This window comes from Streptomyces sp. XY006, from assembly GCF_002237655.1.
GTDB lineage: Bacteria > Actinomycetota > Actinomycetes > Streptomycetales > Streptomycetaceae > Streptomyces > Streptomyces levis.
This window is the reverse complement of record NZ_NOKT01000002.1, coordinates 94213-107920: the sequence shown is the minus strand read 5'-3', so window position 1 is coordinate 107920 and position 13708 is coordinate 94213. Positions and strand designations below refer to the sequence as shown.

Below are 13708 nucleotides of genomic sequence, written 5' to 3'. Positions count from 1 at the left end.
GCTAGCCCTTCATCCGCAGCGGGAAGCGTTCGGACAGGCGGGTCAGCGTCCCGTTCAGCCGCTCGATGTCCTCGTCGGAGTTGAGCGCCGTGAGCTGGACGCGGAAGCCCACCCGGTCGCGCGGGACCAGCGGGTAGGCGGCCAGCGTCACGTAGATGCCCTCCTCCCACAGGAACGCCGCCACCGCGTCCAGGTCCGCGGGGTTCGCCAGCGGCACCTCCACGATGGGCAGCCGGTCCGCGTTGAGCGTGTACACCCCCATGTCGTCCAGGTGATCGAGTACCCGCACCGTCTTGCGGTACAGGTCGGCCCGGATGACGTCCCCCCGGCGCTCGTTGACGTCCAGCCCCGCCAGCGCCGTGGCCAGGGACGCCGTGGGGGACGGCCCCGAGTACAGATAGGGAGCGGCCGCGGTCTTCAGCCGGTTCTTCAGCTCCGGCGGCAGCGCGAGGAACGCCAGCAGGGACGAGTACGCCTTGGAGAACCCGCCGACGAGGACGATGCCGTCGTACGACTCCCCGGTGTGCCGCACCACGCAGTTGCCGCGCATGCCGTACGGGCAGGTCTCGCCCGGCCCGCGCTCCCCGATCACGCCGAAGCCGTGCGCGTCGTCGACGTACAGCGTCGCCCCCTCGGCGCGGGTGACCGCCGCCAGCGCCGGCAGGTCCGGGACGTTGCCGCTCATGCTGTTGACGCCGTCCAGGCACACCAGGCGGGGCGTGCCCTTCGGCACGGCGGCCAGCAGGGCCCGCAGTTCGTCGAGGCGGTCGGCGTGGAAGCGGTGCAGGGTGGCGCCCTGCGCACGGGCCACCACACAGCCGTCGTAGACCGTGCGGTGCGCGGTCGCCTCCACGAACACGTGCCCGTCCTCGGCCAGCGCCGGGATCACCGAGGAGTGCACCAGCGTCAGCGTCGGCAGCAGCAGCGTGTCCGGCGCGCCCAGCAGCGAGGCGAGCCGCTCCTCGATGTCGGGATACAGCCGCGGACTGCCCAGCAGCCGCGACCAGCTCGGGTGGGTGCCCCACCGGCGCACCGCCGGCTCGACCGACTCCATGACCTCCGGGTCCCAGTCGAACCCGAGGTAGTTGCAGGAGGCGAAGTCGATCAGCCAGTGATCGCCGCTGCGGATGTGCCGGCCGCGCACCTCGTCGAGCACCGCGTCGCTCATCGGGCTGGTACGCCGCAGATGCTCCAGGTCCGCCCAGCGCGCCTCGCGGCGTCCGCGGGCGGCGGTGTCCACCCGGGGCCGCGGTGTGCGGTGCTGGGCGAAGGGGCGGGCGGTGGGCTCGCGCAGCACATGCGCGGTCTGCTCCACCGTCATGGGGCGGGCGAACAGGAACCCCTGCCCGAACCGGCACCCCATCCCGGCCAGCAGGTCCCGCTGCGCGGCGTCCTCGATGCCTTCCGCGATGACCTGCAGGCCCAGGGTGTCGGCGATCCGCACGATGCCCTCGACGAGGGCGACCTGCTGGGCGTCGCGCGCGATGTCGTCGATGAACGACTTGTCGATCTTCAGCACGTCGATGGGGAAGTCCCGCAGATACCGCAGCGACGAGAAGCCGGTGCCGAAGTCGTCGACCGCGATGTGCACCCCGAGTTCCTTCAGCGTGTGCAGCACCGTCTGGAGCCGGTCGTCGCGGTGCAGCAGCACCGTCTCGGTCAGCTCCAGCTGCAGCGATCCCGGTTCCAGCCCCGGGGTGCTGAGCGCCTGGCCGACCTGCTCGACGAACCCGGCGTCGCGGAACTGGCGGGCGGAGACGTTGACGCTGACGTAGGGCGGCCGGACGGGGCCCGGCAGCCGCTGCAGGTCCACGATGTCGTTGACCGCGTTCTCCAGCACCCACGAACCCAGCGGCGCGATGTGCCCGGTCTCCTCGGCCAGGCTGATGAACTGGTCCGGCGGGACCTGCGGCCGCTGCCCGTTCGGCCACCGCACCAGCGCTTCGAACCCGACGACCTCGCCCGCGGTGATGTCCACGACCGGCTGGTAGCGCAGCGCGAACGCCTTGTCGGCGACCGCCCGGGCCAGCTGGGACTGCAGGTCGTGCCGTTCGACCATGCGGCTGCGCAGCAGCGGCCGGAACCGGCGCCACTGCCGTTTGCCGGCCGCCTTCGCCGCGTACAGCGCGAGGTCGGCGTGGCCCAGGAGTTCCTCAGCGTCCGTGCTGTCGCGGGCGGTGGCGACCCCGACGCTCGCGGACACCGTGACCGACTCGTCGGCCAGGTCGAACGGCCGGCCGAGCGTCTGGATCACCTGCGCGGCCAGGAGTTCCGCGTCGAGCGGCTGCTTGGCGTCCTCCATCAGCACGGCGAACTCGTCGCCGCCCAGCCGGGCCGCGGTGTCGCTGCGGCGCAGCGCCCGGGACAGCCGGTTGGCGACCGAGATCAGCAGCTGGTCGCCCGCGCGGTGCCCCATCGTGTCGTTGACCAGTTTGAAGTCGTCCAGGTCGATGAAGAGCAGGCAGGTCAGCGACGACTCGCGGCGGCCGCGCAGCAGGGCCCGCTCGATCCGCTCCAGCACCAGGGTCCGGTTGGGCAGGCCGGTCAGCGAGTCGTGGAAGGCCCGCTGCGTCAGCTCCTGCTCCAGGCGCCGCTGCTCGGTCACGTCCCGCAGGGTCACCACCAGTCCGGACACCGTCCGCTCGTCCCGGAAGTCGCTGCAGCGCACCTCCACCTCGACGCGTCCGTCCCGGCGCCGCACCCACCAGTGGTCGTGCCCGGCCCGTGGGCCCTGCTTCCGGACGGTGGCCAGCTCGCGCGCGGCCCGCCCGCGGTCCCCGGGGTCCACCAGCTCGGGCAGGGGCACACCGACGAGGTCGTCGGTGCCGAACACCGAGCGCGCCGAGGGGCTGGCGTACCGGATGGTGTCGTCGTCCTCCAGGATCAGGATGACGTCGGAGGCGTTGCGGACGAGCGTGCGGAAGTACGCCTCGTTCTCCCGCCGGATGACCTCCTGGCGCAGGGTGACCCGCTCCATGGCCAGACCCGCGTGCGAGGCCAGGATCTCCAGCGAGCCGGAGGTCTCGCGGAGCCGGCTCTCCGGCGCGGCGACCAGCAGGACACCCAGGACCGTTCCGGCCGGCCGGTCGGGCTGGGTCATGGGGCAGACCAGCACGGACGGCAGAGCGTCCAGCCGGGCGGTGATCTCCGGTGCGAGGGTGGCCGGGCTCACCAGGCGGGTGCCGCGGGCGCCGAGCTCACCGGCTCGCTCCGTCGGCAGCAGCATGGTCCGGTGCGGCACGTCGGGGCCCATCAGCCGGGCGACCGCCGCACGGCACGACTGGTCGATCTCCTCCAGGCGGAAGGCGGAGACCAGCGACGCGGCCGCCTTGCGCAGGGCGAGTTCGCGGGTCACCGCGCGCCGGTGGGCCACGACCATGCCGGCGAGCCGCAGGATCACCAGCAGGAACAGCACCCCCGAGAAGCCGGCGATCACGGCGGCGTCCCGGGTGTTGTCGCTCAGCCCTTCCCAGAGCAGGACCCCCGGAGCGATCAGCGTGACCACGGCCAGCACGACCAGCCGGCGCGGCGGCGGCAGCAGGGATTCCCGCTGGGGCACCGAAGCGGTCAGTTCCACCATGGAGGGATGCAGGGCGGCCAGGCCCCAGGCGGTGTAGAAGGCGACCCAGCCGAGGTCCAGCAGGCTGCCGGTCTGCCACACGTCGTTCAGCTGCAACAACCCGTAGGCGATGTCGGTGGCGAGCAGGGTCACCGTGCCGATGACCAGCAGGCGTACGGCACGGTTGGAGCCGTCGACCGGGCTGGGGGTGAGCAGCCGCGCCAGCAGGGCCAGCACGAGGATGTCGCCGAGGGGGTAGGCGATGCTGATGGCGCGCTGCTGCCAGGTCAGGCCCTGCACCACCGTCAGCGGCTGCACCAGGTACACCCACACGGGCAGCGCCAGACCGGCGGTGACGATCAGCGCGTCGAGCAGGCTGGGCAGGTCGCGGTCGGCCCACCGGTGCCGCACGAGCCCCGACAGGCCGATCGCGAACAGCGGGTACATGGCGAGGTAGCAGGCGTCGGCCGGGGACGGGAACGGGTTGGGGACCCCGAGGTACTCCTCCATCACGAAGTAGTACGTGTCGCCCGCGATGAACGTGAGCAGCCCGGCGGCCAGCACCCACCAGGGCCACCGATGGGCGGGCCGGTGGACGTGTGTGCCGATCAGGATGGCGATGACTCCCGCCAGGCCCATGACGGCCCACATCACGGGCGCCACCACCGGGACGGTCATGTAGACGATCGAGACGCCCGCGACCAGGACGATATAGGCGAACGTGAGCAGCCGACTGGCCTGCGAGGACATGCGCCTCCCCCCGTCGGGGAGACCGGGGTGTACACCTGGTCTGGTTGCATTCGATCATAGGTTCGCGTGCGGCGCCCTGCATCTCGGGCCCCGGCCCGAGGCCGCCCCCCCCCCGGAACGGGCGGCGCGGTCTTTCGTCCTCAGCCGCGCCCGCGGTGGAAGCGCACGTGCAGCTCCCGCACCCGCTCCGTGAGTTCGGGCACGGGGCCGTCCACGACGACGCCGGGTGCGATATCGCGTACGGGCAGTGTCCGGACCGGTGGGGCAGGCACGCCCAACTCCCGCAGCCACGAGGCGAGTTGTTCCGACGAGGCGACGTAGACGATACGGCCCAGGCCGACCCAGGCGTGGGCGGCCGCGCACATCGGGCAGTGTTCACCGGAGGTGTAGACCGTGGCGGCCGCCCGCTCCCCGGGCGTGAGGTGGGCGGCGGACCAGCGTGCCAGCTCGAACTCGGGGTGGCGGGTGCGGTCCCCGGAGGCCACCCGGTTGTGGTCCTCGGCGAGGACCGTGCCGTCCCCGCCCACCAGGACCGAGCCGAAGGGCTCGTCCCCGGCGTCGAGCGCCTCGGCCGCGAGCTCCACGCAGCGGCGCAGATACGGCAGTTCCCTGTCCTGGACGACCATGGCGGGCTCCTTGGCCGGCGAGGTGATCACCAGGACCCTAGAGCGCCGGCCCACGCGGCGAAAGGAACGGCGTGGCCGGGTACCGCCCCGGACGCCGCCGAAAACCCGTTGCCCTGCCCCCGGGCCGGTGCTGGGATGCCCGCATGGATCATGCCGCGCTGCTCGCCCTGTTCGACCGCGACCTGCGCGAGGGAGCGCGGCCGGACGGCCCCGGATCCGCCCGTGTCGAACGGGTCGGCGCCGTGGTCCGGCAGACCGCCGCCGCGCCGGGCTACAACTGCGTGATGTGGTCCGCCCTCGACGAGGACACCGCCGATCCGGCGATCGCCGAGCAGATCGCCCACTACACCCGGCTCGGCCTGACGTTCGAGTGGAAGCTGTACGGACACGACCGTCCGGCGGACCTCGGGCAGCGGCTGCGCGCGGCCGGCTTCACGCCCGAGCCGCGGGAGACGCTGATGATCGGCCGGATCGCCGGACTGAGCCTGGACGCCGAACCGCCACGGGGCGTCCGCTTCGTGCCGGTCACCGACGCGCACGGCGTGGAGCTCGTAGCCGCGGTCCACGAGAAGGCGTTCGGCGCGGACAGCTCCTGGCTGCGCTCCGAACTGCTCGCCAGGCTGGCCGCCGCACCGGATTCCGTCGTCGCCGTCGTGGCGATGGCCGGTGACGAGCCGGTCGGCGCCGCCCGCCTGGAGCTCGTGCCCGGGACGCGTTTCGCCGGCCTGTGGGGCGGCGGCATCGTCGAGGAGTGGCGGGGCCGCGGCATCTACCGCGCGCTCGTGGCCCACCGTGCCCGCGCCGCCGCGGCCCGCGGCCACGACCTCCTCCGGGTCGACGCCTCCGACCTCAGCCGCCCCGTCCTGGAACGCCTGGGCTTCACGCCGCTGACCTCCACGACGCCGTACGTGTACACACCGTGACCACCACGCCGTGACCACCACGCCGGGACCACCGCGGCGCGGGCACGAAAGGGCCGGCACGAAAGGGCCGGTCCGCGGACGCGGACCGGCCTTCGCTTCCGGCGGGACTACGGCCTGGAGGCCTTCGCCGCCGTGCCGGCGCACACCAGACCCAGGATCACGGCCAGCGCGCCGATGATGATGTTGTTCCACACGACACCGGCGTCCGGGCTGTCGCCGACGATCCACGGCGACACGATCAGCCACACCCCGAGGGCGCACATGGCCCAGCTCAGGCCGTACATCCGCTCCGGAGCACGCGTGAACCCGAGCGCCAGCATGCCGATCGCGATGCCCATGATCAGGTTGTGGGTCACGAGCGAGGGCTGGCTCGTCGTGTAGTGGACGATCCACGGGGAGGCGGCGCAGTACAGACCGAGCAGGAAGACCGGTCCGTCGACGAGCGCCACATCCCGGCCGCCGAGCATCCGGGCGTACCGGGCCCGCATTTCGGAGGCATCCGGATGGCTGGTGATGTCACCCCTGGTGGGCGAGACGTTGGCCATGACTCGTCTCCTTACGTCGGGCGGGGGACCGCGTCCGGGGTGATGTGCGGTATCCGCCGCGGTTAGCGTCATTCTGCTCTTATTTTTCCTTTATGTGTAGAGCCCGGTGAGGGCGCGGCGTACCGCCTGGTACATGTCCGGGCGGATCGGGGGCAACCGGATGTGTACGACAGCGACCGAACGTCGCCGCCCCGGAGGGCGGCGCAGGACAGGGGAGGGCAGCGGACGTGACTGCGGCCATCAGTGCGAAGGTGTTGGAGCGGTTCCCGGCGGGGTCGCCGCGCGGATCGTGGCCCGCCGAGGAGTACGCGGCGCGCCGCCGCGCCCAGGGCGAGCCCGCCACCGTCGTGATGGACCTGGAGTCCGACGCCTTCCTCGTGGTGGTTCCGGCGGACGACGAGGGCTGAACCGCCGCGGGCACGGCCTGCGCGGCGCGCCCGGGTTCCGCGGCCGGGCCGGTTCCGGACGGACGAGCCGTCGCCCGGCCCGGGCCGCGCTAGCCGGACGCCGGTGAGCCGAGGTGCGCGAGGTGTGTGCGGCGCGCCTCGGCCGTCTGGCCCTGCACCAGCAGGAACATCCCCTCCCGCGCCAGCCGCTGGGCCCGGCTGTCCAGGGCCATGGCGCGACCGCCCCCGGCGACGATCGCCGCGGTCGTGGCCGCCCGCAGGACGTCGTACGCCCGTGTCTTCACGGCCAGCCGCTCCGGGACGCACGCGTGCGGGACCGGGTGGTCGGCCAGCTCGTAGGAGTCCCGCCGGACCGCGTCCAGCCGCTCCCGCAGCACCCGGGCCGTCTCCTCGCCCTCCGGGGAGCGCGCCACCAGCTCCAGCGCCGCGCCCGCCACCCCGAACACGGCGGGACTCGCGTTCGCGGCCCGCGGCAGGTCCACCCGGGCGAACTCCTCCTGCGGCATGCGCAGCACCACGGACTCCTCCGGCACCCACAGACCGTCCAGCTCCAGGGAGACCGTGCGGGCGGCGCCGAGAGCGGCCAGCCGCATCGGCGCCGACGGGGTCAGCCCGGGCTGCTCGCGGGCGCCGGCGACGGCGAACACCACCTCGCCAGCCGCCCCGCTCGGCCACCGCCCGCACGGGCACCCGGGGGAAGGCGCGGACATGGGCGAACGCGATGCCGGCCATCAGCTCGCCCGTCGCCAGCGGCCGCAGCAGTTTCTCCCGCACGGGCGAGTCGTAGGTGGCGATCAGCTTCACCGGTGTGTGGTGCTGGGTCTGCACGAACCAGGTGGAACAGCACGCGCCGGCCAGGATCTCCGCGGTCTCCCGGGCCACGGCGACGGGCGCGTCAGCCCCGCCGTACTCCCGGGGCGCGCCCACCCCGAGCAGCCCCGCCCGCCTGACCGCCTCGACATGGCTCGCCGGCACTTCCTCCTGGTCGACGCGCTCGGCCTGCGGAACGAGGAGATCACGGGCCAGTCGCCGTGCGGCGGTCACCAGGGGGTGGGCTGTGGTGGTCATGAGACGAATTCTGACGGCCGCCGAACGCGGGGCATCGACCCGGGGGGCGTGTCGTTCGCACAGCTGGACGCGCAGGCCTGAGCGCTCGTCATGACGATGACTGGTCTACACCCTTGACTGGTACAGACCAACGCGGTTGAGTGTGCCTCCACAACCCCCCACCACGGCCGCGCCCATGCCGTGACCGGTTCGCCGGTGCGTGCGGCGCAGGCTCTGCTCCGCCCTGCCCCCGGCCGGGAGCGGCCGTGACGCACAAAGGAGTTGATCCCGTGTCGAGACGCCGTGTCTCCGCCGTCCTGGCCGCACTCGCCCTCGCGGGCACCGCACCGGTGCTCCTGCCGGCCTCGAACGCCGTCGCCGCCTCGTGCTCCAGCTACCCCAACTGGGTGGCAGGCAAGTCGTACAACGCCGGTGACATCGTCCGCTACACCGACGGCAAGGCGTACATCGCCGAACACGCCAACCCGGGCTACGACCCGATCATCAGCACCTGGTACTGGGAGCCGTACGCCTGCGACAGCGGGCCGGGCACGCCCGACGCGCGCTTCGTCGTGTCCGAGGCGCAGTTCAACCAGATGTTCCCGAACCGGAATTCGTTCTACACCTACAGCGGTCTCACCGCGGCCCTGAGCGCCTACCCCGGCTTCGCCAACACCGGCAGCGACACGGTGAAGAAGCAGGAGGCCGCCGCCTTCCTCGCCAACGTCAGCCACGAGACCGGCGGTCTGGTGCACGTGGTGGAGCAGAACACCGCCAACTACCCGCACTACTGCGACTGGAGCCAGCCCTACGGCTGTCCGGCCGGTCAGGCCGCCTACTACGGACGCGGGCCGATCCAGCTGAGCTGGAACTTCAACTACAAGGCCGCGGGCGACGCGCTCGGCATCGACCTGCTCAACAACCCCTGGCTGGTGCAGAACGACTCGGCCGTCGCCTGGAAGACGGCCCTGTGGTACTGGAACACCCAGAGCGGTCCCGGCACCATGACCCCGCACAACGCCATGGTGAACAGCGCCGGATTCGGCCAGACCATCCGCAGCATCAACGGCTCCCTGGAGTGCGACGGGAAGAACCCGGCGCAGGTGCAGAGCCGCGTGAACAACTACCAGCGGTTCACCCAGATCCTCGGGGTGTCACCCGGCGGCAACCTGTACTGCTGACTCCGGACCACCGGGCGTGGTGTCATGCCTGATGTCATGCACCTGACCTGACGGAGGGCACTCCCATGCGCCTGCGCACCCCCCACGCCCTGCTCGCCACGACCGCCGCGCTCGCCGCGGCGGTCGTGGCACCCCAGCCCGCTGCCGCCGCCGTACCGGCCCCGGGCGCCTACTACGTCCAGAGCGTCACGACCGGGCTCAACGCGGCCGACAGCGGCGGTGCCGTCGAGCAGCACAGACCCCGCGGCAACGAGGACCGCCAGCAGTGGCAGCTCAAGCCGAGCGGATCCGCGTACCTGCTGGAGAACACCGACGCCCCGGGCAGCTGTCTCGGCCGCGGCGGCGAGCAGGCCGCGACCGTCGCCTGCACCGGAGCCGACGCTCCCTGGGAGATCACCCCGCTCGGAGCCGACCGCTACACGCTGAAGGCCCCCGGCACCACGCGCCACCTCACCGTGGCTCCCAAGCCGTCCGGTGCCAACTACCCGGCGCGGCTGGCCGTCGGCGGCGCCGGCGACCTCGCCGCCTGGTACCTCACCCCGGTCAACCCCGCCACCGCTCCGATGCCCCCGCAGGACCGCCGCACCCTGGACCAGGTCACCTTCCTCACCACCCACAACGCGTACGCCAACGGTGCCGACGGCGGTTTCGCCCCGCCCTTCGTCAACCTCGCGCCCAACCAGACCCGCGGCATCACACGCCAACTCGCCGACGGGGTGCGCGGATTCATGCTGGACATCCACCAGACCCCGGACGGCGCGATCCTCTGCCACAACAGCTGCACCCTCGTCAGCAGGCCGGTCGCGCTGTGGGTCGACCTCCAGCGCATGGTCGACTTCCTGGAGGCCCACCCCGACCAGTTCGTCACGGTCTTCCTGGAGGACTACGTCGACCCCCAAGTCCTGCGCGCCGAACTCGCCCGCGTCGACGGCCTGGCGGACGTGCTGTACCGGCCCGACCTCACCGGGGTCCGGCAGAACGGCTGGCCGACGATGGCCGAACTGACCGCCGCGAACGACCGGTTGCTGATCTTCACCGACCACAGCCGCTCCTCCGACCAGGCCGCGGGCCTGACCCGGGACAACTTCGGCGTCATGTACCAGCGCGAGTGGACCGTCGAGAACCACTGGTCCATGGGCTCGGGCATCGGGTCCTCCGACTGGTCCTGCTACAGCCGCTGGTACGACGCCGGCACGAACATCCCGCTGACCCGGACCGAACCCGGCTTCCGCCCGCTGTTCGTCATGAACCACTTCCGGGACGTCCCGCTCACCACCACGGCCGGCACGGACAACGGCAAACTCGCCGACCGGGCCCGGCGGTTCTGCGAGCCGGCGGCCCGCAAGAAGCCCACCTTCCTCGCCGTGGACCACTACGACCGCGGCGACCCGGCCTCCGCCGTCGCCACCCTCAACTCCTACACGTATCCGTAAAAGCGCGAGGAGAGGCTGCGCTCAGGTGGCGCCGGCCTCGGTGACGTCGCCGTTCCGCTCGTCCGCCTCGTCGTGGTCCGCGGTGGCGGTCAGATGCTCCAGGACATTGGTCAGCCGCAGCATGCGGTCCAGGAACCCGGGCCGGTGGTCCAGGTGCAGAATCGTGTCTGCGGCGCTGGTGTGCCGGTGGACCATCAGCAGCGCCGACAGGCCGGAGGAGTCGATCCAGGCCAGCTCGTGGAAGTCCAGGCGCACGTCGCGCAGTTCCGCGGCGTCGTACAGCTCACGGACGACGGCGTCGACGAGCTCGCCGCACGTGTCGTAGTCGAGCTCGCCGGCCACCCGCACGGTCAGCGTGGGCGGTTCGCGGTCGGTGGTGACGGTGAACGGGGTCGGTGGCAGGTTCGTCATGCGGGAGTCTCGGAGCCGGGGACAGGACGGGCGGGGCGGCCGCCGAGGGCGGCGGTGCCCTCGCGGATCAGGGCGAGGGCACGGGGGAAGTCGCGTATCTGCCCGGCGAGGATGTCCAGGCCGGCGAGCAGGGACCGGGCGGGCACGTGCCGGGCTTCGAGGATGTCGGCGGTCCAGATCAGGAACGAGGTGAACAGCTCGGTGTCGTCGACGTAGAGCGCGGTCGCGAGGAACTCCACGATGTGGGCGAGGTCCTCCGCCGTGCGTTCGAGCTGCTCGCTCGTGTAGGACCGCATCGCCGGGAAGCGGTCCTCCAGGTCGGCCAGGGCCTGTCTGACCAGCTGGACACGGCTCTGGACGACCATCGTGTACTCCTGGTCGGCCAGGTGCGGCAGGTCGTCCACGGCCTGCCGGAGCGCCGCCGGTGTGGGCCGGGCGAAGCCCTCCTCCAGCGCGGCGGCCGCCTGCCGGGCGTCGCCGGCCCAGCGGTCGGCGCCCAGGGCACGGGCGTAGCGCCCGTCGGGGCCGAAGGCACGGCCGCCTGCCATGACGGGGGTGCCGATGGCCTGGCACGCGGTGATGGCGCTGTGGGCGGTGGGCAGATGGGTGGGGATCGAGCTGGACAGCAGCACCGCGTCCGGATTGGTGCGGTGCAGATGCGCGATCAGGTGCTGGGTGGGCGTCTGGGCCCCGAGGTAGTCGACCTGCCAGCCGCGCAGCCGCAGGGTCTCGGCGACGAGCCGGGCCGGGAAGGCGTGCCACTCGCCGTCGATGCAGGCGACCGTCACCCGGCCCCGCACGGCGGAACGCCTCGCGCCGTCCGGGGCGCGGTGGGCGAGGGCGGCGACGGCGCGTTCGTTGATGGCGGTCGCGGCGTGTTCCTGGGCCACGGTGAGGCGGTCGGCGGCCCACTCGGCGCCGACCCGCTCCTGTACGGGCGCGATCACGTCCAGGAGCAGCGCCTCTTCGTCGAGCCCCTCGGACAGGGCCTTCGACAGGACGTCCACGGCGGCGTACTCGTCGCCGTCGGCCACGGCCCGCCACAGCCGGTTCTGCAGTGCCACTGACATCGCGGGGTCGTTCACCCGTCCTTCCGGCCGGTGCCCCGGCGCCCGTCGACGACCGACAGCCCGCCCGTCCTGGGGGCGCTGATGGCGACGACGGCCATGTCGTCGTGCCGGCCCGTGCCGAGCCACTGGGCGGCCACCATCTGCACCCGTTCCACCACGGCCTCGGCGGGCAGCCCTCCGCACTCGGCCAGCACCCTCCTCAGCCGCTGCTCACCGAACAGCTCGTCACCGAGCGGGCCGCCCCGGGCCTCGGTGATGCCGTCGGTGTACAGCAGGCAGGTGTCCCCCTGGTCCAGGGCCGTCTCCACGGTGTGCGCGGTCACGATCGGCAGGGCGCCGATGAGGGTGCCGCGCGAGGGCACCTCCTCCACCCGGCCGTCGGCCCGGACGATCAGCGGCGGCAGATGGCCGGCGCTGGTCAGCCGCAGCTGCGCCCGGCCCGCGCGGCGGCGCACCGAGGCGAGCACCAGGGTGGCGAAGCGGGTGTGCCGGGAGTTCAGCAGCGCTCCGTTGAGCAGGTCGAGCACCCGCTGGTGGTCGTCGGCCAGCGGCAGCAGGGCGTGCAGCGTGTTGCGGATCTTGCCGGTCAGCACGGCCGCGTCCAGCCCCTTGCCCGCCACGTCGCCCAGGACGACCAGGGTCTCCCGGGAGGGGTCGGAGCCGGGGTGGACGTCGTAGAAGTCGCCGCCGACCCGCTCGTGGTCCTTGGCGGCCCGGTAGCTGCCGGCGTACTGCACGCCGTGCACCCGCTGCAGGGGCGGCGGCAGCAGCTCGTTCATCAGGGTGGCGGTGATGGTCGCCTGCTCGGTGTACAGCCGGGCCGCCGAGAGCGCCGCTCCGGCCCGGGCGGCGAACAGCCGGGCGAAGACCTCCTCGCCCTCGGTGAACGCCTGCTCGGTGCTGGAACGCAGCAGGATGAGGGCGCCCGCGGGCACGCCGTGCCCGGGCAGCGGGGTGACGATCACGGACCCGACCGGCCCGGTGAAGCCTTCGGGAATCGCCCAGTCGGGAAGGACCGACGGGTCGATCCAGCGCGCCGGCACCGGCGGGAAGCCCTGCAGGGCCTCGGGCAGACCGGGCACGCTGTGCGTGTCGATCTGCCGGCTGACCTGGACGACGGGGCCGCCGCGGGGGGCGTAGGTGAGCGGGTGGCGGCGGCCCTGGGCCGGAGCGACCAGCACCGCGGCTTCCGCGAGATGCTGAGCTGCCATGGACGCGGCGACCTCCATGCAGCGGGGCACGTTCAGCGTCGACAGCAGTGTGGAGGAGGCCTCGGTCAGGATCTGCGACCGCGTCTGCGCGCTGCGCACGGCCTCCTCGGCCACGTGGCGGTCGGTGTCGTCGACCAGCCACCACACCACGTCCCCTCCGGCGGCAGCGGTGGGGTGCGCCAGGACGATCCGCTCGTTGATGGACCCGCTCAGTGGAGTGGCGGGGGCCTCCCCGGGCCCGCCCGCGATCTTCCGGTGCGCGTCCGACAGCCAGGAGGGCGCCGTCTCGTGCAGCCGGTTTCCGCTCACCGCCTCGGGCAGCAGGAGGCGGGCCGCGTCGTTCAGCTGCACCAGGGTGCCGTACCGGTCGACGACCAGTACGGGGCAGGGGGCGTCAGCCCACGAGCTGCCGACCGTGTCGTCGGCGCTGCGGGCGCGGGTGGAGGAACTGCGGGAAGCGGTCACAAGCGGAGGCACGCATCTGCGTACCCCACCACCTTCCTTTAGGGGAGATCTGTGCAGACCGCAACCGTCCCGCATCCACG

General features: G+C 72.6%; 11 protein-coding genes and 1 pseudogene. 5 read left to right on the top strand and 7 right to left on the bottom strand.

Going from position 1 to position 13708, the window contains the following annotated elements; translation table 11 throughout:
* Nucleotide 1: 1 nt before the first annotated feature.
* Both CHR28_RS03085 and CHR28_RS03080 read right to left on the bottom strand, forming a co-directional pair.
* Nucleotides 2-4309, bottom strand: coding sequence for an aminotransferase class I/II-fold pyridoxal phosphate-dependent enzyme (locus tag CHR28_RS03085; protein ID WP_094051865.1), 4308 nt, complete (start codon nt 4307-4309; stop codon nt 2-4).
* Between the two features lie 140 nt (nt 4310-4449).
* Nucleotides 4450-4935: a nucleoside deaminase gene (locus CHR28_RS03080; RefSeq protein WP_094051864.1), complete on the bottom strand. Its 486-nt coding sequence runs from the start codon at nt 4933-4935 to the stop codon at nt 4450-4452.
* Nucleotides 4936-5078: 143 nt separating this feature from the next.
* Between CHR28_RS03080 and CHR28_RS03075 the strand changes: the two genes are divergently transcribed.
* On the top strand, nt 5079-5858 hold the full coding sequence (locus CHR28_RS03075; RefSeq protein WP_094051863.1) for a GNAT family N-acetyltransferase: 780 nt from the start codon (nt 5079-5081) through the stop codon (nt 5856-5858).
* Nucleotides 5859-5965: 107 nt separating this feature from the next.
* Here the strand turns inward: CHR28_RS03075 and CHR28_RS03070 are convergent, their stop codons facing one another.
* Nucleotides 5966-6403, bottom strand: coding sequence for an SPW repeat protein (locus CHR28_RS03070; RefSeq protein ID WP_094051862.1), 438 nt, complete (start codon nt 6401-6403; stop codon nt 5966-5968).
* 227 nt (nt 6404-6630) lie between these two features.
* Here CHR28_RS03070 and CHR28_RS03065 point away from each other — a divergent pair, with 227 nt between their 5' ends.
* Nucleotides 6631-6810 (top strand): hypothetical protein, encoded by a 180-nt coding sequence (locus CHR28_RS03065; protein ID WP_094051861.1) that lies wholly within the window; start codon nt 6631-6633, stop codon nt 6808-6810.
* Nucleotides 6811-6899: 89 nt separating this feature from the next.
* Here the strand turns inward: CHR28_RS03065 and CHR28_RS03060 are convergent.
* A pseudogene (locus CHR28_RS03060) lies at nt 6900-7854 on the bottom strand (acyl-CoA dehydrogenase family protein).
* Here CHR28_RS03060 and CHR28_RS38130 point away from each other — a divergent pair.
* The 3 genes from CHR28_RS38130 to CHR28_RS03050 all read left to right on the top strand — a co-directional run bounded on the left by CHR28_RS38130 (nt 7771) and on the right by CHR28_RS03050 (nt 10471).
* Nucleotides 7771-7959, top strand: coding sequence for a hypothetical protein (locus CHR28_RS38130; protein WP_256984121.1), 189 nt, complete (start codon nt 7771-7773; stop codon nt 7957-7959). The pseudogene CHR28_RS03060 and the gene CHR28_RS38130 overlap by 84 nt on opposite strands.
* Nucleotides 7960-8147: 188 nt before the next feature.
* Nucleotides 8148-9038 carry a glycoside hydrolase family 19 protein gene (locus CHR28_RS03055; RefSeq protein ID WP_094051860.1) on the top strand — a complete coding sequence of 297 codons (891 nt, stop codon included), beginning with the start codon at nt 8148-8150 and terminating at the stop codon, nt 9036-9038.
* 71 nt (nt 9039-9109) lie between these two features.
* The gene (locus tag CHR28_RS03050) at nt 9110-10471 is read left to right on the top strand and encodes a phospholipase (RefSeq protein WP_094052127.1); all 1362 of its coding nucleotides are present in this window, start codon (nt 9110-9112) and stop codon (nt 10469-10471) included.
* A 21-nt stretch (nt 10472-10492) separates the two neighbouring features.
* Here the strand turns inward: CHR28_RS03050 and CHR28_RS03045 are convergent, their stop codons facing one another.
* Genes CHR28_RS03045 through CHR28_RS03035 form a run of 3 tightly spaced genes read right to left on the bottom strand, consistent with a single transcriptional unit; the run spans nt 10493 to nt 13628 of the window.
* Nucleotides 10493-10882 (bottom strand): STAS domain-containing protein, encoded by a 390-nt coding sequence (locus CHR28_RS03045; RefSeq protein ID WP_094051859.1) that lies wholly within the window; start codon nt 10880-10882, stop codon nt 10493-10495.
* A complete protein-coding gene (locus tag CHR28_RS03040; protein WP_094052126.1) occupies nt 10879-11952 on the bottom strand; it encodes a cobalamin B12-binding domain-containing protein in 1074 nt (357 codons plus the stop codon). Before CHR28_RS03040 ends, CHR28_RS03045 begins: the two co-directional genes overlap by 4 nt.
* A gap of 11 nt (nt 11953-11963) precedes the next feature.
* Nucleotides 11964-13628, bottom strand: coding sequence for a PP2C family protein-serine/threonine phosphatase (locus tag CHR28_RS03035; protein ID WP_256984099.1), 1665 nt, complete (start codon nt 13626-13628; stop codon nt 11964-11966).
* Nucleotides 13629-13708: the final 80 nt, after the last annotated feature.

Excerpts from the sequence above, each read along its gene's own strand:
- CHR28_RS03085 (WP_094051865.1), bottom strand. The coding sequence starts at position 4,309 with ATGTCCTCGCAGGCCAGTCGGCTGCTCACGTTCGCCTATATCGTCCTG.
- CHR28_RS03080 (WP_094051864.1), bottom strand. The coding sequence starts at position 4,935 with ATGGTCGTCCAGGACAGGGAACTGCCGTATCTGCGCCGCTGCGTGGAG.
- CHR28_RS03075 (WP_094051863.1), top strand. The coding sequence starts at position 5,079 with ATGGATCATGCCGCGCTGCTCGCCCTGTTCGACCGCGACCTGCGCGAG.
- CHR28_RS03070 (WP_094051862.1), bottom strand. The coding sequence starts at position 6,403 with ATGGCCAACGTCTCGCCCACCAGGGGTGACATCACCAGCCATCCGGAT.
- CHR28_RS38130 (WP_256984121.1), top strand. The coding sequence starts at position 7,771 with ATGGCTCGCCGGCACTTCCTCCTGGTCGACGCGCTCGGCCTGCGGAAC.
- CHR28_RS03045 (WP_094051859.1), bottom strand. The coding sequence starts at position 10,882 with ATGACGAACCTGCCACCGACCCCGTTCACCGTCACCACCGACCGCGAA.
- CHR28_RS03040 (WP_094052126.1), bottom strand. The coding sequence starts at position 11,952 with ATGTCAGTGGCACTGCAGAACCGGCTGTGGCGGGCCGTGGCCGACGGC.